Genomic DNA, 24,132 nt, shown 5'->3' on the forward strand with positions numbered 1-24,132 from the left:
TTTTTTTGTTATCAGGGACCAAATTCCTGTCTAAAGCTGTTCCCGGTCAGCCTGAATGATAGCGAGAATGGAGTGAACACTCTATTTTAATACGATTTGACTTGTGAATGTATTATCGGTATAGTGTGAATCAGTTCACACTATACATTAAGGAGTAATCTATGCCAAAAAATACTTTCTTTCGTTTAGACGAAGCAAGGCGCGAGGAAATATCGAGTAGCGCAATGCATCTTTTTGTTGATAATCTTTACGAGGATATAACTATGAAGATGGTTTTGGATAGTTTGTCCATGCACCCCGGAACATTTTATCGGTATTTTGAAGACAAAGATGACCTTTATTGTCACTTAATACGTAATGTGACCCAGAAAAGAGCTGCATACTTCAGTAACAGTAATGAAGATTCCCTTTACAGCTATTTCCTTACTGGCTTATTTGGTAACGTTAATGGCATGGTGACCGAGCCACTGAATGAGTTGGAAATCAAACTGACTAAAACATTTTCATATATTCCTGAGGACATTTTGCTGAAAGTATATGTGAATGTCTTAAAGGGCGAGTCATTCCCCATGATCAAAGACATTTTACGCCGAATGAGGGTTGATGGATATCTCCGACCGGATGTTGACGACGACCTGATTTCTTTTATGTTTGAGTCAATGCAGCTTAATTTAATCTTGTTTTTTAGGGAATTCGATATTAAGGACTCTGAGCTGCAACATAAGATCAGCAAGTACTTTGCTGAATTTATGGGCCATGGGCTGCTTGAAGATCATAAATATTCTGAAATGGTTAGCGATCTCAAGGGGGAAAGAAAATGAAAACCTACAATGCATTTCCAGAACCAATTGGCGGCTATACTGTCGGTCGAACCCAGATGGATTTGGAGTACACGGCATCAGATTACTCCAAAAGAGAACTGACCGCTTTTGTGTACTATCCGTCTGACAGTAGCGAAGGTAAGACTACATCAACGTACATGTTTCCTGAAGTCTACGAGATGTTTAATGAGCAGCCACTTGTCACCGCGTTGAAGGATGTTTTCTCTATAGATATCAAGACCCAGTGTTACGACGACCTTGCTCTTTCTGGGAAGGAAAAGCGCTATCCAGTGTTATTCTATGTGTGCGGTGGAGGCGGTTCTCCAGAATGGAGTACAGTGCTCTGTACAGACTTGGCAAGCATGGGGTATGTTGTGGTAAGCATCGGCCATCAGAATAGCACGATGTATAAACGTAAAGATGGGCGCCTGTTTAATGTATCAAAGGACTTTTCGGATGTCATTACAGCCTTTGGTGAAGATCCGGAGATGCTGGCGTTAGCTGATAAGATGGAGATGCGGCCTGACGATGAAACTGCCATTGAGATGTGCCGTAACGTGCTTGCACTGCCGATACTTTCCAAGATAACAGAGTATAGTGAATCACAGGCAGAAGATGTAAGGTATGTAGCTGATTATCTTTACAAACTGGACTCTGGAGAGCTGAATTCCATCTTTAAGGGCAGATTGTTGCTTGACATCGGCATGGGTATAGTCGGACATTCCTATGGAGGGCCTACGACGGCGATGGTTTGCCGGGATGACGACCGGTTCGCCTGCGGGATTGGCTTGGATAGCGGTGCGTTTGGACTTCTTGACAGCAATCTTAAGAAACCCTTCTTGTTCCTGTTTTGTGAACCTAACTATAATATGAATGCGATTATTGGCGCTAACAATAGCATGGAAACCTATTATTTCTCAGTTGATCGTGTTGCGCATTTGGATTACTGTGACATCGTGTTTACCAGTGTTAATGAGGAACTCAGAGGTGAACGGGATGCTATGGAGATGCGAAATATTGTTACAAACTATGCGAAGAACTTTTTTGATTATTACATACTGCAGAAGGCAACAAGTGTGGAAAGCCTGGCATACGATGGTGTGGAATTGATCAAGAAGACCAGCAACAAGTGACATAACCGAGAGACTACTGATTAATATATGTCAATTAATGCATGTCGAAGAGCTAGCCGTACAGACGCAGAGCCGATAACCCTATTACGGGGTTATCGGCTTTTTGATACTGCAAATTAACTTCCTGGTTCCAATAACTGACGATTATTCCGCCTTAGTCCCGCCAGTGTTTACTTCGCTTCCAGGCTCCATCAACATGATATGACATTCCTTTTCGGCGGAAGGTTTGATCTCGACTCCTTTAGGGACAATATACATCTCGCCCTTGGAAATCTTCACTTGCCCATCACGAAAATCAATTATCATTTCCCCTTCGAGCACAAAAAATAACTTGTCAGTCTCCTCATGAACATGCCACTCAAAATCTCCAGCAATCTTAACGATCTTAAATTGATAGTCATTCATTTCACCAATGAGTTTCGGAGACCAAAGATCGTTTAATTTCGAAAATTCCTCATTTAATTTAATTGCTTGATAGTGCATCGTCATTCCTCCTGTGTATTAATCCTATATGTTCAGTATACTGATCTAAGCTTTGGTATAACATGGATGCCTATTGAAATCAGGATGGATTATTGATGAACTTCAGCCGATACTCCGTAGGAGAAATACCACATTGTTTCTTAAACACTCTGCTAAAATAAAAGGGGTCAGCAATACCAACGCTCTCGGCAATCTGTTGTACAGACGCATCACTTGCCAATAACATTTGCTGTGCCATGTTTATACGATATTTCAATACATATTCTGCTGGCCCCATACCTGCATGTCTTCTAAACACGTAGGAAAGTCGATTTCGATTAACATTATTTTGTTCTGCAAGTGATGCGACAGTCAGACTTTGATCATAGTGTTCTTGGATATAGGTAGAGACCCGTTCGAATAAAGTATCTGATTCACAACTATTTTGCCTATGATCAACACATATTAAAGTCTCATTCAGTACATCGCGAAACAGCATCTCTGTCTGAAACTTTGAAATACCTCCGCGCTGATTATACACATGCCAAAGACGCATGATTAATTCGATCAGACGTGGGGATTGACCCGTTGATAATTCAAAATGCTGATGGGAAAAGCTTGTCTCTTCGAGGTCCGAACTACATATCCGGTATAAAACGAGGATATATTCCCAGTCCGTTCTATGAAACACGGTTTGATCCAGTTTCATTTTCGCGCCCCCATGTACAACTTTTCCTGGTGAAAAAATATAGGGTGTACCATCAAATTGAAATTGTATTTTTCCTGTAAGAGGAAATACAAATCCAGGAAAAGAATCGGTATAGTCAGACTGGGGAACTCCTGGATTTCTAGCATATCGATATACTCCTTCGACTTGAAAAGGAATGTGTGCAAAATGCGCTGCTAACTGATTAACGTCTACTTTCACATTACGTACCTCATTTCAAAAGTGTTTGCCAGTCATTCTAAGATAAATCGTTGTGCACCTTACTCCAACATTATTGATAACGATTATCACTGTCAACATATATATTGAAAAAGAAAGCTCTTTTTTACATATGGGCAATAGAATCCATCTTGTGTTAACATGTGCACTAACTAATCCAATTGTTTGCTTGAGAAGGGGAACCCATGTCAATTCGAATAAAAATGCTGCTGTCCTTTACGGGCATGCTTGTTATAAGTCTACTGTTCATCCTGCTTACGGCAAGTCTGTATACGATTGCGGCCACAGGGGATCTACAGAGTTTCCGTGATATATACAAGGTACATTATCAGATCAACCCCCTGACTGAACAGGGAGAATCGATCTTTCAAGAGATGAAGTTTCTGGCCAAAAATGACCCGGATGACCTGCAGAACAAGGTTTTGCTGCGTGAATATGATATGAAGCTTCGAGCTGAGAAGTCAGGGCTCTACATCAGACGAGAGAATAGTCAGATCTTCGAATCACTGACCTTCAACCAGCCAGAACTGAAGCAAGCACTGCCTGCCTATGATCTTAACAATTATCAGATTCGGAGCACCTTCAATATTGGTGAGCGATTTTACGCGTATGCAAAATTTGATTTTCAATATTCAGATGGGGAACGGGGGAGTATCTTTGTCATTCGTGAGAGAAGCCCCTTTGCGGAGCTTACTCGCAAGTTGCTACCTGTGATGTCATTTCTGCTTATTGGCGTCCTCATCATTGCAAATCTGCTCTTGTTCCGCTGGATCACGCGCAGCTTCATTAAACCATTGAATCAACTACGAAGTTCAGCCGAACATATTAAGGATGGTAATCTATCCTTTAAACTTCAGCTAAACTCCAATGACGAGGTTGGTCAACTTAGCGAAGCGTTTGAGAGCATGCGGAATCAATTACAGCTCTCCTATGCGTTACGTCAGCAGGACGAAGTGAACCGCAAAGAGCTTATCTCCAACATTTCGCATGATCTCCGTACGCCGATTACCAATATCAAAGGGTACATTGAGGGTATTCGTGACGGCGTGGCTAATACTCCAGAGAAAATGGAGAGTTATGTTAATATCATTCACTCCAAAGCAGTTAGCATGGATAAGTTGGTGGATGAACTGTTTTTGTATTCCAAGCTCGACTTGAACCAAGAACCTTTCCTGTTTAAAACAGTTGATCTCGCTGATTTCCTTGAAGATAGCATTGAAGAGCTGAGATATGATCTGGAGGATAAAGGTGTTGCCCTGGATTGGAATAACCAGGTGTCTGGTCCCGCTATGGCTGCTGTGGATCCGGAGAAGTTAAAACGTACCGTTGTTAATGTAGTGGATAATGCACTCAAATACATGGAGAATGAACATAAACGATTCGAGATTACACTTCAAGCTGATGAGAACTGGATTACGATGGCGTTTAAAGATAATGGCAGGGGAATACCTGAAGAGGCACTGCCTTATATATTTGAACGCTTCTATCGTGCAGAACAATCCCGGAATTCCTCAACGGGCGGAAGTGGGCTCGGGCTAGCAATTGCCCGCCAAATCATTGATGGACATGGGGGCTTTATCTGGGCAGAAAGCCAGCCCAATGATGGCACGAGTATATATATCAAGCTGAAACGGCTGAATGAAGAGAGGGACTAATGAGTAATGGCAAACATTTTGATCATTGAAGATGAAACAACGATTGCGGAACTGGAACGGGATTATTTTGAGCTCAACGGATTTTCCGTGGATCTCTGCCATACTGGAGATGAAGGTCTGAAGCAGGCACTGGAGGAGGACTATAATCTGATCATTGTTGATCTGATGCTGCCGGGACTCGACGGCTTCGAATGTTGCAGGCGCATTCGCGAGGTAAAGGAAGTGCCCATCCTTGTTGTTTCCGCAAAAAAGGAAGAAATCGATAAGATCCGGACATTTAATCTGGGAGTGGATGATTTTATTACAAAACCGTTTAGCCCAAGTGAGTTGGTTGCACGAGCAAAGGCTCATTTGACCCGATACGAGAGACTACTTGGCAAAAACAAACCAGCTGAGCAGGATGAAATCCACATTCGCGGACTTCACATTGATAAAGGATCACGCCGCGTTTTTGTTAATGGAGAAGAGGTGGCGATTACAACCAAGGAGTTCGAGTTACTTGTATTTCTTGCGAGTCATCCCAACCGTGTATTCAGCAAATCAGATCTGTTCGAGCGGATCTGGGGCATGGATTCCACCGGAGACATTGCAACGGTTACCGTCCATATTCGCAAACTGCGGGGGAAGCTGGAGACAGACCCCAAAAATCCGGAGTATATTGAAACCGTCTGGGGTGCAGGCTACCGGTTTACTGCATAAGTTTCGCGAAAATTTAGAGCCAGTTTATATTTTGTTAATAACTTTAGCCTTGGGAGTTTCTTTTTGTCCTCTATTCTATAGATACAGGCAACTACAACCTATAGAGGAGGAATTCAACTATGAATTCTACAACCCGCAAAATCGCTACATTTCTAACCATAACTGCACTAGGTACAGCAGTGTTCCCGTTAACTGCGAATCAAGTACATGCAGCTACATACGTTACTAACATTGCGGCAACAACCACACAGCTTACCCAACAACAGATTGAAGCTGCTATCAAGGATCTGAATAGCTTGGGGATCATGAACGGATATGCAGATCAATCTATGGGTGAACATCGAGCAATTACCCGTGCGGAGTTAGCTTCATTGGTTTTCAAAACGTTTAATTTGGAGAGCAAGACGGGAGAAACCGTAGAATTGAAGGATGTGAATCCGAATGCATGGTATGCGCCATATGCGTCAAAGCTTGTTGAACTTGGCATCATGCAGGCTAACGATGGACAATTCAATCCGCAAACTCAAGTGTCGGATGCTGAACTCGAACAGGTCGTATCCAAAGCGATGCAACGTGATGTAAAGTCCGTTCACCATTGGATGAGCGAGTTCTACTCCGAGAACGGTACAGCAACGCGCGGCGAAACAGCAGTGCTGTTGCAAACTGCACACCAAGCTATTCCTTCGGAGCAAGCTCAAATCAAGAGCGTTAGATCACTGAATGCCATTACGTTAATTGTAACTTTTGACAAGCCGCTGACAGCAGCGAATGAAGCTTTTGCCAAGGCACAAACGGACTTTGCGTTTAGTGGCGGGTTGACGTTAACCAATATGCCCCGTTTGAAAACAGGGTCAATCGCGACTTACATCGTTCCAACGTCCGTACAAGATGCTGGTGAAGTGTACAACCTGACTTACAAAGGCCAAGACGCTGGTTCTTTTGAAGGCAGTGATACGAAAATAAACATGACAACGGTTAGTCAAGTAACGAATGATACATTCGAGATTGAAGCATTGCAAGTGAACAGTGTCGTGGATTATGGTTACATCATTTCGGCTTACAGTGGTGGTCGAGGAGCTAATGCATTTGTGCTGAATGATCAAGAGCAAGCAGGAGGCAAAACGTATCAAATCATCTCTTCCATGCAGGCAAGACAAGTTGTAATTACGCCAGAAGGTGGCGAGCCTATCGTTGCCAGATATGTCCCGTTCACGCAATCCACAGACGGTAAACAAGAACCGAAGTTCCGTTTGCCTGAGGGACAAACGCTGAAATCAGGTGTCACATATACGGTTTCTTCGGATTGGGCCAACATCGAAAATGCTTCATTTACGGCGAAATCGTTTGATGCACTAGTGGTTGCAAGTGCTCAAGCAGTGAGTGAAACCTCCATTGAAGTTACACTTGACCAGGACCCTGGGGATGAACTGTTCTCTGGTCGAAGTGTAACGTTAACTTCACCTAGCGGGGATGTTCTGACGGCCACTTATAAATATTCAAGTCGAAAAGGTGCGACGGGTGTATTCGACCTAACAAATGATGGGAAGTTGACTCCGGGTACTACGTATACAATAAACCCAGTTGGAGATTGGAGTATCGCTTCTTCGGTCACCTTGACACTGGAGTAAAGGAGGCAGTATGAGTAAATCTCTGATCATCGTTGTCCTGATAAGCAGTATGTTGATCGTTCAAGGCTGCGTGCCTGAAATGAGAAACGACTCCAACGTGGGGGAAAAGGCCATGACTTCAGCAGATGAACAGCTGTTCAAGGCAGTAGAGGACAGCGATACTGAACGCATCGAACAAATGATTCAAGCAGGTGCCAATATCAATGCTCAAGATCAGAGTGGACGAACCGCTACAATGATTGCAACCTACAATAATGATCTAACATCGGCTAAAGTGTTAATTAAAGCGGGGGCAGATGTGAATATTCAGGACGATATGAAAAATACTCCGTTTCTGTATGCTGGCGCTGAAGGATACTTGGATATTTTGAAGCTGACAATCGAGGCGGGAGCGGACCCAGCGATAACGAATCAATATGGAGGGACAGCACTTATTCCAGCTTCGGAGCATGGATATGTGGATGTAGTGCAAGAACTACTCACTCAAACTTCGGTGGATGTGGACCATGTGAATGAATTGGGATGGACAGCACTACTCGAAGCGATCATTCTTAACGATGGCAATTCTCTGCAGCAGGAGACGATACAATTACTCATTGACCACGGAGCAGACGTAAACATATCGGACCGTGATGGGGTGTCACCACTCAGTCATGCGAAGAATAATGGCTTCAAAGAAATTGAAGACATTTTGGTACAAGCTGGTGCGAAATAAAACCCTTTTAGGGTGAATAAATTAACAAACATGTTGAGATATATGTAAAAATGGTTTTCATGGAGCGCCTGATTCCTTCTATGCTGAAGGGCAGGCGCTTCATTCAATCCATCTTACGTGTATGAAACTGGCATAGTCTTAACATGAAATGATTAGATACGAGAACGAGGATCTTAAAAATTGAATATCTCTGCTTTGAAGTTTGCTATAGTGTACCACTATACTTCCAGATAAAATGGAAATACCAACCATGTAAGCGTTATCTATCATTGCGCTGCTTATACATGTTGGAATCATTCATGGAGGTGTATGATGAAGAGGAAGTCTTGGTATACTTTGGCGGTAACTGGTGTCATCTCTTTGTTTTTTTCGGTAAGCGCTTTCGCGGGTTATGTGTTCTGGGAACCTCTAACCTATTTTAACGCAAGTACGTGGCAAAAAGCGGATGGGTATTCCAATGGGAACATGTTTAACTGTACGTGGAGGGCTAACAATGTTAATTTTACAAGTGACGGCAAGCTTAAGCTTGGTTTGACCAGCTCTGCACAGAACAAGTTTGATTGCGGAGAGTATCGTACCACGAATACGTATGGGTACGGCTTGTATGAAGTCAGTATGAAACCTGCCAAGAACACAGGTGTAGTTTCCTCATTTTTCACATACACAGGCCCTGCACATGGCACCCAATGGGATGAGATTGATATCGAATTTTTAGGAAAAGACACAACCAAAGTGCAGTTTAATTATTATACCAATGGGGTTGGTAATCATGAGAAGATTATCAATCTAGGGTTTGATGCATCCCAGGGCTTCCATACTTACGCATTTGACTGGCAGCCGGGACATATCAAATGGTATGTTGATGGTGTATTGAAACACACGGCAACCAGCAATATTCCTAAAACACCCGGAAAAATCATGATGAACTTGTGGAATGGAACAGGAGTAGATAGCTGGCTCGGTCCTTATAACGGGGCTAATCCGCTCTATGCTGAGTACGATTGGGTTAAATATACGAGTAATTAAGCAGACTGAAGCAGCCGTTAGCGGCTGCTTTTTTCTATATTCAGGCATTGTATTTATTCAATATATGTATTCAATATCCAATATCCTAAATTAATGCAATAAATGTTGCAATATTAGTATGGGCATAAATATCAAAAATTCATTATGATTAACCTGTAAGCAACATTACATAGACTGGGGGAACGAAGTTGGACACAAGTAAAAAGAGACGAGTAGGCAGTTTGGTCATGATCGGTGTATTGGCCCTATCTGCAGCCTTGAGTGGGTGTAGTAACGGGAGCGATAAGAAAACAGAATCGAGTACACCAGCGACAACGTTGGAGCTCAAAAATGGGAAGTATGATCCACCAGTATCCATTACGTATTTACGACCATGGGGTCCAGACGTGAAGTTTAAGTCAGGCGAGGATCAGGATAACAACGTCCATACAAAATGGGCCAAGGAGAAACTCGGAATTGAGTTGAAAAACCAGTGGATATCTCCATCCACCAATAATGCATTTGAGACAAAACTGCGTCTATCGCTTGCTTCCAATGCGGACATGCCGGACATTATTTCGTATCGCGGCGAATTCAATCTGGTGCGTGAATTGATTGAGTCCGGAAAATTTGTCGATGCGGGCGAGTTGTTTGACAAATATGCCAGCGACACATGGAAAGCAGCCGTAAACGAAGATCCTTCCGTATGGTATCCATACATGCAAGATGGCAAAAAGATCGGTATTCCGATTCTGGACTATTCCTATAATGGTGATCCTGTCATGTGGATCCGTGAAGACTGGATGAAGAAATTCAATCTGGAAGCACCTAAAACGATAGATGATCTTGAAGTCATTATGGAAACGTTTACGAATCAAGATCCGGATGGCAATGGGAAGCAGGACACTTACGGACTCACCATTGGCTTCAAGAACTGGCTGAACACATGGATGTCAGAAGCTGGGTGGGTATTTGGCGCTTATGGTACAATGCCAAACCAATGGAATCTGACGGCAGACGGAAAACTTGAATACGGTTCCGTTACACCTGGTGCAAAACAGGCTTTGGCCAAATTACAGAGCTGGATGAGCAAAGGGTATATCCCGGAAGAAGCCGGCGTGTATGACGAGACAAAAGCAGCTGAAGAATTTACTGCCGGAAAAGCAGGTATTGTGGTTGGTCCTCACTGGATGCCATCCTGGCCGCTGGAGGATGTGAAGAAAAACAATCCTGAGGCTGAATACAAGGCGTATCCAATTCCTTCTGGTCCAAATGGTCAAGCAGGAAGACATGGTACGTCAAACGGAAATGGCGTAGTTCTAATTAACAAAGACATGAAAAATCCGGAAGCCTTTTTCACCTATCAGAACTATCTCTTTGATCACTATGCAAATCCTAAAGAGGGCGATGAGTTTGAGCATGGATTTGCGGAAGGATACGATTGGGTTATGGTAGATGGGAAACCATCAACCGATGCAAGTCTTACGGGTGGTTATGCTCCCGAGAAGTACACGTTGACTTTTGATGGAGCGCGTATTCCCAATCTAAGTATGACAACACTTGCCAAGCTGGCAAGTGGTGAAGAAGCAACTACACCGTTTGAGAAAAAAATCAAATCAGGTGTACCAGTACCTATGCTTGATGCAGCCAAGATTGTTTTGGATCAAAAAGATATCGTGTTCAATCAGATGTTTACTGGTGCACCTTCAATGACAATGCAGATGAACAATGACATTTTGACAAAGATGGAGAAGGACACCTTCTCTCAAATTGTATATGGTAAAACCTCCGTGGATGCGTTCGACTCATTTGTTGAGAAGTGGAAGTCTTCAGGTGGAGATCAGATTACGAAAGAAGTTAACGAGTGGTATGATTCCGTGAAAAGCGGAAAATAGGATGACGCAGGGCTGGCTGAATTGAATCATCGCGGCCACATAAGCACCAAAAAGGCATTGCAGGAGAAGATCTCCGGCAATGCCTTTTTGTATTTGATATGGAGAAGGGGGAAACCGGAGAGATTACTAGAACGTCAAGTCTGGTCTGTGTACTCTCTTAAACCGGCAGATTTTCCCGATATTCCTGCGGTGTAAGATCATAAAATTTCTTGAAAACTCGGATGAAATATGCGGTATTGTTGTAACCGACAAGTTCTGCAATCTCAAACACTTTGGCGGTTGATGTTCGCAAATGATAGGCTGCTTTCTCCATTCTTAACCGGTACACATAGGCAGTAAGTGCTTCACCTGTCTCCGCCTTGTATACCTTGGACAAGTAGACTGGGTGCAGATGCACATGGTCTGCAATTGCAGGCAGTGATACATCTCCAGCCAGATGAAGGTCGACAAAACTTTTGACGCTGCGCACAATGGTGCTGTGATTGTCTCTAAGCTCTTGTTCAGCATCATCTCGTATGTAATGAAGTGTACGCACGGACCAGTCCTGTAGCTGCTGCGCAGTGGAATAGCTGGGAGCTTGAAAGTAACGATAGGACTCTGCTGGTATCAAAGAAGAGATTTGTTTGCCATTTTTATGAATGATGTACGCAAACGCGCCCGCAATAGCAAAATACACCTCAAAAGTTGACTCAGCAATATCATGATGTTCATTGGAATGCAGCAGTTCCTCAAAAATGTGCTCGATTTTCTGTTCCACATCCTCAAAGCGACCAGCTTCGAGCAGGCTAATCAACGTTGGTGGCTGATACAGCGACCTGATCGTATGTAGAGGGTTGGCATCCGTTTCATCGGAAGCGGTGACAAACAAACCTTGCACCTGACCCATCCGTTTACGCATGGACATAACCGTTCGCTCATAGAGTTCTCCAATTTCGTGGGGAAACTTGCCCCAACTGGAGACGGAAATGGAGATTGCACCTTTCAGGTATAACTGAACATTGGTTTGAATCTGGGCAGCATACTGCTCAAGCAATGTCTGAGGCGTCTCACTCCTGCTATAACTCATCGTTGTGGAATGTTTCATGCTTACCAGAACAACAATGTAATCATGAACGTCTCGTGTGTGCCAGATATGAAAATGATTATGCATCACTTCACTTATGATATTACATATCGCATATTCCATTAGGGCCAGGTCGCCGTGCGCCATATCGGATAGATGTTTCTCCATACGGATAATCAACATGCCGAGATCTTCTCCTACGGAGTAGGGAAGCTCCAGCAGATCAAGCTTGTCTGCCAGCGTCTTCTGATCATAGACTTTTCCAGTCAGCAACTCATGCAGCATCGTGGATTGAAGCAATGGCAGATGATCCTGAAAGGCGTGTAAGGCTCTTTGATGAGATGCTGCGGTTTCCCACTTTTCTTTAATTCGATGAACAAGACGTTGCACGGATTCGATCAGATCTTCATCACTAACGGGTTTCAGTAAGTAATCAAAGCTTTCCTGCGCAATGGCCTGTTTCGCATATTCAAAGTCGGCGTGACCTGATAAAAGAATTGTCTGCACATGAGGCCACTTTTCATGAATCGCTGTAATCAGTGCAATGCCTGACATTTCGGGCATACGTATATCCGTAATTACAATGTCAATGTCGTGGTTGTCCATAATTTCCAGCGCTACTGCACCGGATAATGCTTCATGAACTGTACCGATCCCGCAGCTTTCCCACGGAATGGTCTCTGCCAGCGTTTCCACGACGGAACGTTCATCGTCAACTAATAATATTTGCAGCATGGGTCGTTCACCTACTTGTCTGTATTGTCGTGCCACGTGATGTTAACTTTAATCCCACCCATTGAAGAATGATCATAAGATAGTCCAGATCCTTCACCGTACAGAAAAGATAAACGCTGATGGACATTCCATGTACCACATCCCATATTCTCATCCAGCGGTTTAAGAAGATTATCTCTCAGATGATCAAGTTGTTTCTCAGACATGCCAAGCCCGCTGTCCTCCACGATAATTGTGTACACATCATCCTCGCAGTCCGCATAGATTTTAATCTCACCATCTACCGATTTGGGCTCCAGACCATGAATAATAGCGTTCTCAATAATAGGCTGGAGGGTTAGTCTGGGAACTGTTTTATCTAAAATATCATGGGGCACGTCGATTGTAAAATGCATTCGTTCCAGACGAAGTGACTGGATTTCCAAATAATTTTTGACCATTGTCAGCTCTTCACGAAGCGTGGCTTGATCCTTTTCGGACCTGGTTATGTATCGGTAATACTCCCCCAGATTCAGTGCCATGGCTACCACGGCCTTTTCATTTTTCATTCGGGCCATGTTCTTGATATAGAACAGACAGTTATATAGAAAATGCGGATTAATCTGCGATTGCAACTGTTTGAGCGTGGCTTCCCGACTTCTTAATTTCTCCTCATATACATTCTCGATTAATTCTTGAATTCGTTGAGCCATGATGTTGAAACGTGCAAATAACAGGCTGAACTCATTGCGTGCAGAATGATGAAGCCGAACGGAAAAGTCCCCGGTGGACAAGCGATTTGTCCCCTTAACCAACTGTAAAAGTGGAAGCTGCACACTTCGGTAGAGTGTATATAATACAACAACGCTCATCACGATCAGAACGGCAATTGAAGCGTAAAAGAGATTCCGGCTGCTCGTAATCGGTTTCAAAATTTGCTGCATAGGCACATAGTCAACATAATACCAGCCGAGGCTCTTGGATTGAATATAAGAGACGTAATATTCCGTTTTGTTCAACGTTGTACTGAATCCACCGCTGGCCTGCAGTTTTGCTTCTTTCAGGGAAGGCAGGATTGCGTTCAAGGTTTCCTTTCCAGAACTATTGCTAATTAATCCATAATCGGGATGGAACATGAACGGGTCACCTTTATTATTTAACTTGTTTTGATTAAGAAGTGCAGTTAAGTGATGAACTGGAAAACTGATTTTGGTAATCAATCTGGCTTTGCCAGGTCTCGCCATCGCTGTCGTTGGATCGGTGGTGTACCAGATAAACAGATTGTCGGCATAGGTCCAGGATTGCGAGAGAGGCTCCTTAAATTCATCATCCATGTACGGAATGTAAGCATAATAATCCGTTGATATCACTTTTTGCATCCTTGGGAAGTATAATGTGATGGTCGAATGCCATTTGCTTGCTGCGTTGTACAGATTCATTTTCTCCAGAATGGCGCTTCCAACTTTCACACGTTCATAGGGAATGTCCTTGTAGTCGGGACGTTGATATTCCTGAATACTCGAATCTTGCCCAATAGACATCCCATACAATGACAGTTGGTAAATATTGGATTCTACTGAATCAGCAAATGTTGAGAGATGATTCATCGTATTGTTTTGAATCTCGTGTTCGATAACACGCACGCTTTCCCGGTTCGAGTATGTATAGAGAAACAGCACCAGAATAAGCAACATCACAAACAACAGTGTAATTTTGGTAAAGACATTCAAGCGTGTGAACAAAGTCCAACCTCCTTAATCTTATTAAAATATTGATATCGTTGTTGCAATATTAGGATATAGATCACAAATTTCCATTGCTATAATTTTAATATACAAGTTCACGATGACTTGTAAAATACAAAATTTAGAACATGGGGGATGCAGGAGTGAAGGAACATACGTTAGAAACGCCGCATAAACGGCGCTCCACCAGGGTTAAACAGCGCTGGAATATGCAACGGAACTGGACCTTGCATATGATGCTCATTCCAGCTGTATTGCTGGCACTGGTGTTTCAGTACATACCGATGGGCGGCATTGTAATTGCTTTTCAGGATTTCAAACCATACTTGGGATTTTCTGAATCCAAATGGGTGGGTTGGGACAATTTCCGATATTTATTCTTATATCCGGACGTAGGTCAGGTGATCTGGAATACGCTGGTCATTGCATTTTTCAAAATCATCGCAGGACTATTCGCTCCATTCCTGTTTGCCATTTTGCTCAATGAAGTACGCTTGACGGCATTCAAGAGAGTAAGTCAAACGCTTGTGTATCTACCGCATTTCCTATCATGGGTTATTCTCGGTGGTATTCTGCTCGATATCCTGTCTCCTCAGGGCGGCATGGTCAACCAGCTTGTCGTAGCCTTTGGAGGAGAACCGATCTTCTTCCTGGGAGACGGTACATGGTTCCGGATAACGCTGATCCTCAGTGATGTGTGGAAAGAATTTGGTTTTGGTACGATCGTATTTCTGGCTTCTCTCTCAGGAATTAATCCTGCACTCTACGAGGCTGCCGAGGTGGATGGGGCCAACCGATTTAAACAGACGCTACATATTACGATTCCGGCATTAATGCCGATTACAATCGTACTGATGACACTCTCTATCGGCAATATCCTGAACGCCGGTTTTGATCAGGTGTTCAACTTGTACAATCCGCTTGTGTATGACAAAGGCGACATCATTGACACCTTTGTATATCGACTCGGGATTCTGAACGGGAAGATGAGTTTTGCCACAGCAGTAGGGTTGTTCAAATCTGTGGTTGCTACCATTTTGATTGTTATATCTTACAGAATGGCTTACAAACTAGCTAATTATCGAGTTTTCTAGAGAGGAGAAAAGGGCTTGTATTATAAAACAAAAGGATACCGCATATTCAGCATCGCTAACTATACTTTTCTTGGGATATTATCGATACTCTGCATTTTACCAATTATTCATATATTGGCTGTTTCATTCAGCAGTATGGCGCCAGCATCATCAAACCTGGTTACCTTCTGGCCCATCGGGTTCACAACGGACGCATATGTAAAAACATTCGGGAATTCAAACTTCATCAACTCCTTGATCGTATCACTTAAACGGACTGTAATTGCGACGATCATTGGTATGGTCATCATGCTCTTAACCGCATTTCCGTTGTCGAAGGAAGATATCAGTTTTAAAGGTCGCTCCTTATATACGTGGTTTTTCGTATTTACCATTTTGTTCAGCGGCGGTTTGATTCCAAGTTACATTCTGATCCAGAAGCTTGGCTTGATGAATACAATCTGGGCGCTTATTCTGCCTGGCGCACTGTCCGTGTGGAACGTTATTCTCATGATGAACTTCTTCCGCGGTCTGCCCAAAGAACTTGAGGAAGCAGCTTATTTGGATGGAGCAGGTCATATCAAAACGTTGATTCTGGTCTACGTACCGCTTTCACTTCCAGCTATCGCAACCTTGTCCTTATTTACGATGGTGTATCAGTGGAACTCCTGGTTCGACGGCATGATCTATATGTCCGATATTAAAAATTATCCACTTGCTTCTCTATTACAGACCATTATCGTTCAGCAAGATCTCAGCAAAATCAACGTCGATCCTTCCATGTTGGAGAATATTTCGCAGCGAACCGTACGCGCAGCACAGATCTTTATCGGCGCGCTTCCGATCCTGATGGTATACCCGTTTTTACAACGTTTCTTCGTTAAGGGGATCGTTATTGGAGCAGTTAAGGAATAGGCTATGCAAATGCAAGGATAACTGAGCTGAGGGAGGAAGAAGGATGAGAAAAGGACTGGCATGTATGGTGGCATGGAGTTTAATGGCTTCTCTCGTTTATCCAGCAACTGCTGGAGCAGAAAGTGTACAGGGTCAAGCGGAGGTGGGAAATGTGCAGGCGAAAAGCCTGCACTTCTCTGTTCCCTATACAGACCTGACGGGGCATTGGTCACAATCTGCAGTTACACGGTTGCAAGACTTGAATTTATTGAAAGGTTATACGGACGGTACATTCAAGCCCAGTCAGGTCATTAGCCGAGCTGAATTCGTGATGATTCTGGATCGGGCCTTTGGTTTCACCGGTAATGCGGCGACTGGTTCATATTCGGATATGACTTCAGACGATTGGTACTATGACGTGATGGTACGAGCGAATGGTTCTGGCATCATCGAAGGGACAGACCGTGAACATCTGTCACCACAACAACCGATTACACGCCAAGATGCAGCGGTGATGGTAGATCGAGCTTTTCAACTTTCAGCGGTTACAAATGAAGATAGTGAACAATTGAAATTTCAGGATGCAGATGATATTTCTAGTTATGCAAAGAAAGCGCTTACCTATCTAGTGAACGAAAATATTCTTAAAGGTTTCCAAGGCAAATTAAATCCCAAAGCACCGATTACACGAGCAGAGACGGCAACAATGTTGTCGGCGATGATTGCAGATGTAAAAAGCACTCCTGGAACATATGAGTCTCGGGTAGATGGCAACTTGATTATTAAATCAACGGATATCACGTTGAAAAATATGGTTGTCAATGGAAATCTACTGCTGGCAGAAGGCATAGGCGAGGGATCTGTTGTTCTTCAGGGCGTAACTGTTACAGGAAGTGTCATCATTAAAGGCGGAGGCAGTCATTCCATCAACATTAACAACTCCAAGCTGAAGCGAGTAGTCGTTGACAAACGTGGGGAACCCGTCAGAATTGCCATTACGGAAGAAAGCAACATTCAGGAGATGCATGTAAAGCAGAAATCCATTCTGGAGATCTCTTCAAACAGCCTGATTGATTCCATGAATATTCATGCAGAAGCGAGTCAGACTCGAATGGATACCAAAGGTACAATCCAAAAATTGAGTGTAGATGCCGATGATGTTGTGATCAACGGAGAGAAAGTAAAACAAGGATTGCGCACATCCATGGTGGGTGAAGCCCAACAACCTGCTTCATCGCAGCCTGGTGGTTCAACAAATGTGACAAGTACACCCACACCATCTTCTCCAGACGGGCAATCACCGTCTACACCATCAACACCAAGCAATCCTGCGGGCGAAAAACCGGTTCCAGCAACAACGATTCCGCATGATCAATGGGAGCTGGTCTGGAATGATGAGTTTAACGGGCCTTCGATTGATGCTTCCAAATGGACCGTGCAGGATACAGGACTCGTTTATAACAATGAAATGCAATATTACAGCCCGGATAACACTCGCATTACAAAAGATCAGAATCGAAGCGTGTTGCAGATTGAAGCAAAAAAGGGTCCGAAAAACGGTAAAGATTACAGCTCTGGCAAACTGATCTCCATGGGAAAAGGCGACTGGACCTACGGTAAAGTAGTTGTACGTGCGAAGCTTCCGATTGATAAAGGCATGTGGCCTGCCATATGGATGATGCCAACAGATGAAGCACATTATGGTGGATGGCCTGCCTCTGGAGAAATCGATATTATGGAGCTAATTGGTGGCAAAGAGAGTAATAACAAGGTATATAGCACATTGCATTATGACAGTGTGAAGCCTGACGGCTCCCATGGACATGATCAGGGAAGTCTTACTCTTCCGAAGGGAGAAACTTTCGCTGACGATTATCACGATTTCCAGGTGGAATGGTTGCCGGGTATGATTCGTTTCTATGTGGATGGAAAGCTGCATCATGAAGTGACCAACTGGCAAACGAAGGCCGCCGGCCAACCCGAGTATTATACGTTCCCTGCACCATTTGATCGTCCATTCTATCTGATTCTGAATCTGGCAGTTGGAGGAGACTGGCCGGGGGCACCTGAAAGCAACTTCACTTCCGAAAAGATGAATGTTGATTTTGTGCGAGTATATTCTTACAAAAATCTAGACACATGGCCTGATGTAACAACAAATCCCATCGAGCCTGTGCAACAGCGTGACCCACAAGCCGATGGCAATCAAATATACAATGAACGTTTTGCGGAAGGGTCTGAAGACAATGGAGTGCCTCTTCAGTGGAAATTCATCACAAATGCTGATGGAGCTGGCAGTGTCAAAGTTGTAACGGATGAGCAGAAAGGGAAAGCAGCAGAAGTTACCATTGATGCATCGGGTACTGAAAACTACTCGGTTCAACTCACTCAGATGCCGATGTACATCAAGAAAAACAAAAAGTACAAGATACAATTTGATGCGAAAGCATCTGCTAACCGTACGATCATGTCCAAACTGAACCAATTCGAAAAAAGTTGGACCAATTATTCGGGTGATAACACCTTTGCACTCACGACAGATTGGCAATCCTATGACTATACCTTCAATATGCGGGATGGCACGGATAACAATGCCAGATTCGAATTTAATCTGGGGTTGGATGATACAACCGTTTGGTTTGCCAATGTCAGGCTGATCGAGGTGGGTGAAGCTGATCCGTTAACTGTCGAACGAAACGCGCTACCTGATGGCAACTTTATTTACAATGGCACATTCGATCAAGGCAAGGAGCGTCTGGGATTCTGGTCAAGCAGCATTCACGGCAGTGCGGCAGCCAATATAAGTGTAAATAACTTTTCGAAATTCCCAATTATGGAGCGTCAGCTGGTTGTTGATGTTACTCAAACGAATAATGACCCACAACAAGTTTCGGTGAACCAACCGGATTTGAAACTGGAAGCGAATACAACGTATGGTTTCTCCTTAGATGCCAAGGCAGACACACCGCGAAGTATCGACATTGATGTTGTCAGCAGTAATGGGCATACAGTACAGGTTCATCAAGGACAAAACCTCTCCTTGAACCAAGAAATGAAAACATTCACCGGAGAAATCATCATTGGAGATGGAGCATCAATCGCACAATCCGAGCTAAAACTGTTATTCGGCAGTTCTAAAGGTAAGGTATATGTGGACAATGTTCGTCTGACGAAACGCGGAAAACCTCTGTCAGTGAATGGCTACGCACATGTACCTGCAACCGAAGCCTGGATGATGCAGGGCTTACAACTGGAAGACTCCGTAGAAGGAGGAAAACATGTCAGTTACATGGATCAGGGAGATCTGCTGCAATATAAAATCGATGTAGCTCACGACGGAGTATATGTTCTGTCTGCCCGAATGGCCAGTGGAAAAAGTGATTCCAAGGTTCAGTTCAGCATTCAGGATGAACAAGGGACAACCGTTGCACAATCAGACCTGAGTCTCGGAGACACGGGTGGATGGCAAGCCTATAAAACGGTGTATTTTCCAGGGGTCAACTTGACAGCAGGCAAACCCTATTATGTGAATTTTGAAGGAGCAGATTATAATACACGTTGGGTGGATATTTCACAAAACAAAATTCAGAACAGTGAGCTAACAGCTGATCTGAATCATTGGGAGCTGACTCCTAATCATCTGACAGCCTCTCATGACGAGGGCGAAGGATTAACGGTTAAATTGCCTGGTACAAGTGAACATTGGTGGGATGCTTTGTTGCAACAAGGTCAGATCAAACTGGATGCAAACAAAACGTACCGACTTACCTTCGAGGCATCTGCTTCAAGTCCTAAATCCATGCAAGCGGTTCTCTCTAAGAATGCAGGCGATTTTGTGAAGTATTTTGAAGAAGAAGTGGAATTAACTGCGGATCAAAAGTCGTATACTTACACCTTCACTATGGGGGATACCTCCGATTCGGCAGCCATGCTTGCATTTGGATTAGGATATCCGCTCTCTACAGGTGAACACTCGATTCACATCAATAACGTCCAATTATATGAAGTTAATCCGAATGCAGATCAAGGAGGGCAGCCTGCTCATGTTAATCTTATTCCTAATGGAGACTTCTCCAAAGGTAAGGAAGGTTGGTTTACCCATGCGGACGGTAATGCAGCGGACCTTGAGATGCAAGTTAGCAATCAACAGCTTCAAGCCAAGATTGGTCATGCAGGGCAGCATCCATGGGATCGTCAAGTCATCAATGAAGGATTTGGCATACAGCAAGGTTTTAAATATAAATTAACGTTTAAAGCCAAAGCGGAGAAGTCCAGGAAATTGGGATTGGGGATTGGATGGGTTGATGCAACTGCCAACTATGAATGGCATGGTTTTTTTGGGGCACGAGTTGATTTGACTCCAGAAGAACAGGAGTTCACGTTTACATTTGATGCAACAGAAGACAGCTATGCGAATACTCGAATTTCATTTGATCTGGGTAACATTGATGGTGAGCAAGATGGCAACACAACCGTCTCATTATCCGAGGTCAGCTTGATTAATTTGGGTCCTGCCAATTAACTTCTGAATTCTCTATATATTGTCTTATATGCTTGCCTAATTCTCTTATTACCTATGCATGCAGAATAAAGTTGTCCAGGAATGACATCATAAAGAAGTAGTAAACATCTCAGTTTCCAGAGGAGGATATCTTGTATGGCTGACCAGAAGAAAAGAAAAGAAGCTGCCTGGAAGTCACGAAAGCAAGAACAGCATCCCCATGGCAAAATCAAATCGCTAAAAGAATTATCCAGCGAATATGAAGAGAAACCTACTACGAATTAAGCAAGAGACTGTCAGTAAACATTGCTGGCAGTCTTTTCTTCATATATTGCAGACATTGAGCGATACGTACATACTCTATTCTAAAAACGAATGAACACAAGATATAATGTCTGTATAGTTCGTAAATAACTGTGAACAAATCGTTAATTCATTGACATTGCATGTAATTTTAATTAGAATACGAAATGGACTTCAGGTTGAAAACAGATATGAGTATCTTTATGTTTAGTTTAGAGCTTAGCTGTTGAATCTTTAAATCCTAACAACGAATATAGGAGCGCGAATATTACAATCCTATATGAAGATTAGGATTTTTTGTTTTTAGCTTTGGAGTATAATTTGAAAGTTGGAGGCTGGCTTTACCATGGACAAATGGTTCAAACTTAAAGAACGAGGCACGACCATCCCCACAGAAATTATCGCAGGGATTACAACATTCTTCACAATGGTATACATAGTTATCGTAAACCCAGGAATACTCAGCAGCACAGGCATGGACTTTAACGGAGTATTCATAGCAACGGTACTTGCAAGTATTGTGGGAACTCTGATTATGGGAATATGGTCCAATTATCCAATCGTCATTGCGCCGGGTATGGGCCTGAATGCATTCTTTGCCTATAGCGTAGTTGCCGGGTATGGCGTATCTTGGCAGGTTGCACTGGGAGCCGTATTTATAGCAGGGATTTTGTTTATTATTTTATCACTGACTTCATTCCGTTACATGTTGCTTGATGCAATTCCTGCTAGCTTAAAACATGCCATAACCGCAGGGATCGGATTGTTTATTACAACGGTAGGTTTGCAAAATGCCGGGATTATTGCCGATTCAGAATCGAATTTGATTACGATCGGGAACTTGGCTGAGCCGATGGCTTATCTGACCATTATCGGATTGATTATTACCGTTGTGCTGATGGCTTATAATGTGAAAGGTTACCTGTTCATCGGAATGGTGGTAACAGCGATACTTGCCTGGATCATGGGACTATTCCAAATGCCGGAATCGATTGTATCCATGCCGCAAGGCCTCGCGTCAACGGCTTTGCAACTGGATCTGGCAGGGGTATTCTCGAATGGCTTATATACAATCATATTTACCTTCTTGTTGATCACGCTGTTTGATACGACAGGCACGATGCTCGGCGTTGCTGAACAAGCAGGATTGCTTAAGGATGGTAAATTCCCACGCTCGCGTGGCGCATTATTGGCAGATGCCGTAGGAACAACCTCAGGTGCTTTGCTCGGAACAAGTCCAACATCGGCTTACATCGAATCCAGCACAGGGGTAGCTGCAGGAGGAAGAACGGGGCTGACCGCTGTAACGGTAAGTGTACTGCTTGCGCTGACCTTGTTCTTCACACCGATCGTAAGTGTAATATCAAGCATTCCGGCGATCACTTCTCCGGCACTGATCATTGTTGGATACTTTATGATTAACGTTATCAGCAAAATCAAATGGGATGATCTCGAAGAAGCATTCCCTGCCTTCCTGATTATCATCCTTACTCCATTGACGCATAGTATTGCGACAGGCATCGGCGTAGGTTTCATCTTTTATCCGGTACTCAAGCTGCTTCGTGGAAAAGGTAAAGATGTTCATCCAATCTTCTACATTTTTGCGGTATTGTTCTTCATTCAGCTTGTGTTCCTGGACCACTAAAACTGTCTTATCCTATGGAGAACTGCTCTCAACAAGCAGTTCTCTTTTTTATGTAGTTCATACTCCGTTCATATTCCCGTCACGAAGGGGACATCTTCCATGGTTACACTATACCTATGTCGCAAGAGCGGCTCTACAGATATAAACGACAGGAGAAGATGGAAATGGCAGAAGAAGTGGATGTAACAACAACGGGGACTAAGGGCCGTAAAAAACGGTACTTATGGTTGAAAATAATAGGTGGTATTGTCGGCGCGCTGGTGCTGTTCATGGGCATCACGTTTGTCGTTCATACGATAAGTAATGGGTCCGAGAAAAAGAAAATCGAATCGTACGGCCAATATGTCAATGTTGATGGGAAGAATATGAATGTATCCATTCAAGGTAGCGGTGAACAAACCATCGTGTTACTTCCCGGACAAGGAACACCGTCACCAGTACTTGATTTCAAATTGTTAATCGATGAATTAACTTCTGATTACAAAGTTGTGGCGATTGAGCCTTTCGGTTATGGGTTAAGTGACCAAACCGAAACGGAGAGAACCACCGAGAATATTGTTAGTGAGATTCATGAAGCTGTACAACAGCTCGGTATAGATCGTTATATTCTGATGGGGCATTCCATCACGGGACTGTACGCGGCGACTTATGTGAACACGTATCCGGATGAAGTCTCTGCTTTTGTCGGGATCGATAGCAGTGTTCCGAATCAACCTGGCATGGATGTTAAATTACCTTTGAACTTAATGAAATTCTTTCAAAAATCAGGCTTAATGAGAGTACTCAATAAAGTGAGTGGTGATTCATATGCATCACTTGACTATGATGAACATACCAAAGAACAGATGAAGTTGATTTCGAATCAAGTCTCGACAAATCCGACATTAGTAAATGAGCTTAAACATCTGGGTTCCAATTTCAAAAATGGAGAAAAACTCACGTATCCTAGTGATCTGCCAGTGCTTCTCTTTGTTCAATCCAATAACGAGAAAAACCCGCAGTGGATTCCGCTACATGAAGCACAAGCCAAACAATCCGCGCAGGGCAAAATGATCCCAATGGAAGGTTCACATTACCTGCATCATACCAAATACAAAGAAATTGCCGAGGAATTCAAATCTTACATGAAACAAATCCAATAGGATGATTGATTAATAAACTGCGGTACCGAATCTGGTGCCGTGGTTTTTTGTTATCAGGAGAGGCTAAAATAAAGACTTGACCTTAGGTCAGAC

General features: G+C 43.4%; 18 protein-coding genes. 14 read left to right on the plus strand and 4 right to left on the minus strand.

Annotated features, from left to right (window positions below; translation table 11 throughout):
- Positions 1 to 161 precede the first annotated feature (161 nt).
- Both MHH25_RS15545 and MHH25_RS15550 read left to right on the plus strand, forming a co-directional pair.
- Positions 162 to 821 carry a TetR/AcrR family transcriptional regulator gene (locus tag MHH25_RS15545; protein WP_340020425.1) on the plus strand — a complete coding sequence of 220 codons (660 nt, stop codon included), beginning with the start codon at positions 162 to 164 and terminating at the stop codon, positions 819 to 821.
- On the plus strand, positions 818 to 1,954 hold the full coding sequence (locus MHH25_RS15550) for a choline esterase (RefSeq protein WP_340020426.1): 1,137 nt from the start codon (positions 818 to 820) through the stop codon (positions 1,952 to 1,954). The genes MHH25_RS15545 and MHH25_RS15550 overlap by 4 nt, the downstream gene beginning before the upstream one ends.
- Before the next feature lie 144 nt (positions 1,955 to 2,098).
- Here MHH25_RS15550 and MHH25_RS15555 read toward each other — a convergent pair whose 3' ends face one another.
- Both MHH25_RS15555 and MHH25_RS15560 read right to left on the minus strand, forming a co-directional pair.
- Entirely contained in the window at positions 2,099 to 2,437 is a 339-nt protein-coding gene (locus MHH25_RS15555; RefSeq protein ID WP_074095159.1) for a cupin domain-containing protein, read from the minus strand.
- 79 nt (positions 2,438 to 2,516) lie between these two features.
- Positions 2,517 to 3,344 (minus strand): AraC family transcriptional regulator, encoded by an 828-nt coding sequence (locus MHH25_RS15560; protein WP_340020427.1) that lies wholly within the window; start codon positions 3,342 to 3,344, stop codon positions 2,517 to 2,519.
- 203 nt (positions 3,345 to 3,547) lie between these two features.
- On the opposite strand from MHH25_RS15560, the gene MHH25_RS15565 reads away from it, so the two are divergent.
- The 6 genes from MHH25_RS15565 (at position 3,548) to MHH25_RS15590 (ending at position 10,959) form a co-directional block, all read left to right on the plus strand.
- On the plus strand, positions 3,548 to 5,017 hold the full coding sequence (locus tag MHH25_RS15565) for a HAMP domain-containing sensor histidine kinase (RefSeq protein WP_340020428.1): 1,470 nt from the start codon (positions 3,548 to 3,550) through the stop codon (positions 5,015 to 5,017).
- A 6-nt stretch (positions 5,018 to 5,023) separates the two neighbouring features.
- Entirely contained in the window at positions 5,024 to 5,716 is a 693-nt protein-coding gene (locus tag MHH25_RS15570) for a response regulator transcription factor (protein ID WP_340017463.1), read from the plus strand.
- A 119-nt stretch (positions 5,717 to 5,835) separates the two neighbouring features.
- Positions 5,836 to 7,344, plus strand: coding sequence for an S-layer homology domain-containing protein (locus tag MHH25_RS15575; RefSeq protein ID WP_340017464.1), 1,509 nt, complete (start codon positions 5,836 to 5,838; stop codon positions 7,342 to 7,344).
- A 10-nt stretch (positions 7,345 to 7,354) separates the two neighbouring features.
- Positions 7,355 to 8,059, plus strand: coding sequence for an ankyrin repeat domain-containing protein (locus tag MHH25_RS15580; RefSeq protein WP_340017465.1), 705 nt, complete (start codon positions 7,355 to 7,357; stop codon positions 8,057 to 8,059).
- A 312-nt stretch (positions 8,060 to 8,371) separates the two neighbouring features.
- Complete coding sequence (locus MHH25_RS15585; RefSeq protein ID WP_036615630.1) at positions 8,372 to 9,085, plus strand: glycoside hydrolase family 16 protein; 714 nt, start codon at positions 8,372 to 8,374, stop codon at positions 9,083 to 9,085.
- 188 nt (positions 9,086 to 9,273) lie between these two features.
- Positions 9,274 to 10,959 carry an extracellular solute-binding protein gene (locus MHH25_RS15590; RefSeq protein ID WP_036615629.1) on the plus strand — a complete coding sequence of 562 codons (1,686 nt, stop codon included), beginning with the start codon at positions 9,274 to 9,276 and terminating at the stop codon, positions 10,957 to 10,959.
- A gap of 157 nt (positions 10,960 to 11,116) precedes the next feature.
- Here the strand turns inward: MHH25_RS15590 and MHH25_RS15595 are convergent, their stop codons facing one another.
- Positions 11,117 to 12,757, minus strand: a complete 1,641-nt coding sequence (locus tag MHH25_RS15595; protein WP_017688357.1) for a response regulator — start codon at positions 12,755 to 12,757, stop codon at positions 11,117 to 11,119.
- 11 nt (positions 12,758 to 12,768) lie between these two features.
- Entirely contained in the window at positions 12,769 to 14,478 is a 1,710-nt protein-coding gene (locus MHH25_RS15600) for a sensor histidine kinase (protein ID WP_340017466.1), read from the minus strand.
- A 212-nt stretch (positions 14,479 to 14,690) separates the two neighbouring features.
- Here MHH25_RS15600 and MHH25_RS15605 point away from each other — a divergent pair, with 212 nt between their 5' ends.
- The 6 genes from MHH25_RS15605 to MHH25_RS15630 all read left to right on the plus strand — a co-directional run bounded on the left by MHH25_RS15605 (position 14,691) and on the right by MHH25_RS15630 (position 24,039).
- Positions 14,691 to 15,575 (plus strand): ABC transporter permease subunit, encoded by an 885-nt coding sequence (locus MHH25_RS15605; RefSeq protein WP_100527900.1) that lies wholly within the window; start codon positions 14,691 to 14,693, stop codon positions 15,573 to 15,575.
- A gap of 15 nt (positions 15,576 to 15,590) precedes the next feature.
- The gene (locus MHH25_RS15610) at positions 15,591 to 16,469 is read left to right on the plus strand and encodes a carbohydrate ABC transporter permease (protein ID WP_017688354.1); all 879 of its coding nucleotides are present in this window, start codon (positions 15,591 to 15,593) and stop codon (positions 16,467 to 16,469) included.
- Between the two features lie 43 nt (positions 16,470 to 16,512).
- Entirely contained in the window at positions 16,513 to 20,970 is a 4,458-nt protein-coding gene (locus MHH25_RS15615; protein ID WP_340017467.1) for a carbohydrate binding domain-containing protein, read from the plus strand.
- 135 nt (positions 20,971 to 21,105) lie between these two features.
- Positions 21,106 to 21,234 carry a DUF6254 family protein gene (locus MHH25_RS15620; protein WP_219845137.1) on the plus strand — a complete coding sequence of 43 codons (129 nt, stop codon included), beginning with the start codon at positions 21,106 to 21,108 and terminating at the stop codon, positions 21,232 to 21,234.
- Between the two features lie 364 nt (positions 21,235 to 21,598).
- Positions 21,599 to 22,897, plus strand: a complete 1,299-nt coding sequence (locus tag MHH25_RS15625) for an NCS2 family permease (protein WP_340017468.1) — start codon at positions 21,599 to 21,601, stop codon at positions 22,895 to 22,897.
- 164 nt (positions 22,898 to 23,061) lie between these two features.
- A complete protein-coding gene (locus MHH25_RS15630) occupies positions 23,062 to 24,039 on the plus strand; it encodes an alpha/beta hydrolase (protein ID WP_340017469.1) in 978 nt (325 codons plus the stop codon).
- Positions 24,040 to 24,132 lie beyond the last annotated feature (93 nt).

Origin of the sequence: Paenibacillus sp. FSL H3-0457 (assembly GCF_037981725.1) — a bacterium.
Taxonomy (GTDB): Bacteria; Bacillota; Bacilli; order Paenibacillales; family Paenibacillaceae; genus Paenibacillus; species Paenibacillus amylolyticus.

Coding starts and splice junctions, on each gene's coding strand:
- MHH25_RS15545 (WP_340020425.1), top strand. CDS start 162: ATGCCAAAAAATACTTTCTTTCGTTTAGACGAAGCAAGGCGCGAGGAA.
- MHH25_RS15550 (WP_340020426.1), top strand. CDS start 818: ATGAAAACCTACAATGCATTTCCAGAACCAATTGGCGGCTATACTGTC.
- MHH25_RS15555 (WP_074095159.1), bottom strand. CDS start 2,437: ATGCACTATCAAGCAATTAAATTAAATGAGGAATTTTCGAAATTAAAC.
- MHH25_RS15565 (WP_340020428.1), top strand. CDS start 3,548: ATGTCAATTCGAATAAAAATGCTGCTGTCCTTTACGGGCATGCTTGTT.
- MHH25_RS15570 (WP_340017463.1), top strand. CDS start 5,024: ATGGCAAACATTTTGATCATTGAAGATGAAACAACGATTGCGGAACTG.
- MHH25_RS15575 (WP_340017464.1), top strand. CDS start 5,836: ATGAATTCTACAACCCGCAAAATCGCTACATTTCTAACCATAACTGCA.
- MHH25_RS15580 (WP_340017465.1), top strand. CDS start 7,355: ATGAGTAAATCTCTGATCATCGTTGTCCTGATAAGCAGTATGTTGATC.
- MHH25_RS15585 (WP_036615630.1), top strand. CDS start 8,372: ATGAAGAGGAAGTCTTGGTATACTTTGGCGGTAACTGGTGTCATCTCT.
- MHH25_RS15595 (WP_017688357.1), bottom strand. CDS start 12,757: ATGCTGCAAATATTATTAGTTGACGATGAACGTTCCGTCGTGGAAACG.
- MHH25_RS15605 (WP_100527900.1), top strand. CDS start 14,691: ATGCAACGGAACTGGACCTTGCATATGATGCTCATTCCAGCTGTATTG.
- MHH25_RS15615 (WP_340017467.1), top strand. CDS start 16,513: ATGAGAAAAGGACTGGCATGTATGGTGGCATGGAGTTTAATGGCTTCT.
- MHH25_RS15620 (WP_219845137.1), top strand. CDS start 21,106: ATGGCTGACCAGAAGAAAAGAAAAGAAGCTGCCTGGAAGTCACGAAAG.
- MHH25_RS15625 (WP_340017468.1), top strand. CDS start 21,599: ATGGACAAATGGTTCAAACTTAAAGAACGAGGCACGACCATCCCCACA.
- MHH25_RS15630 (WP_340017469.1), top strand. CDS start 23,062: ATGGCAGAAGAAGTGGATGTAACAACAACGGGGACTAAGGGCCGTAAA.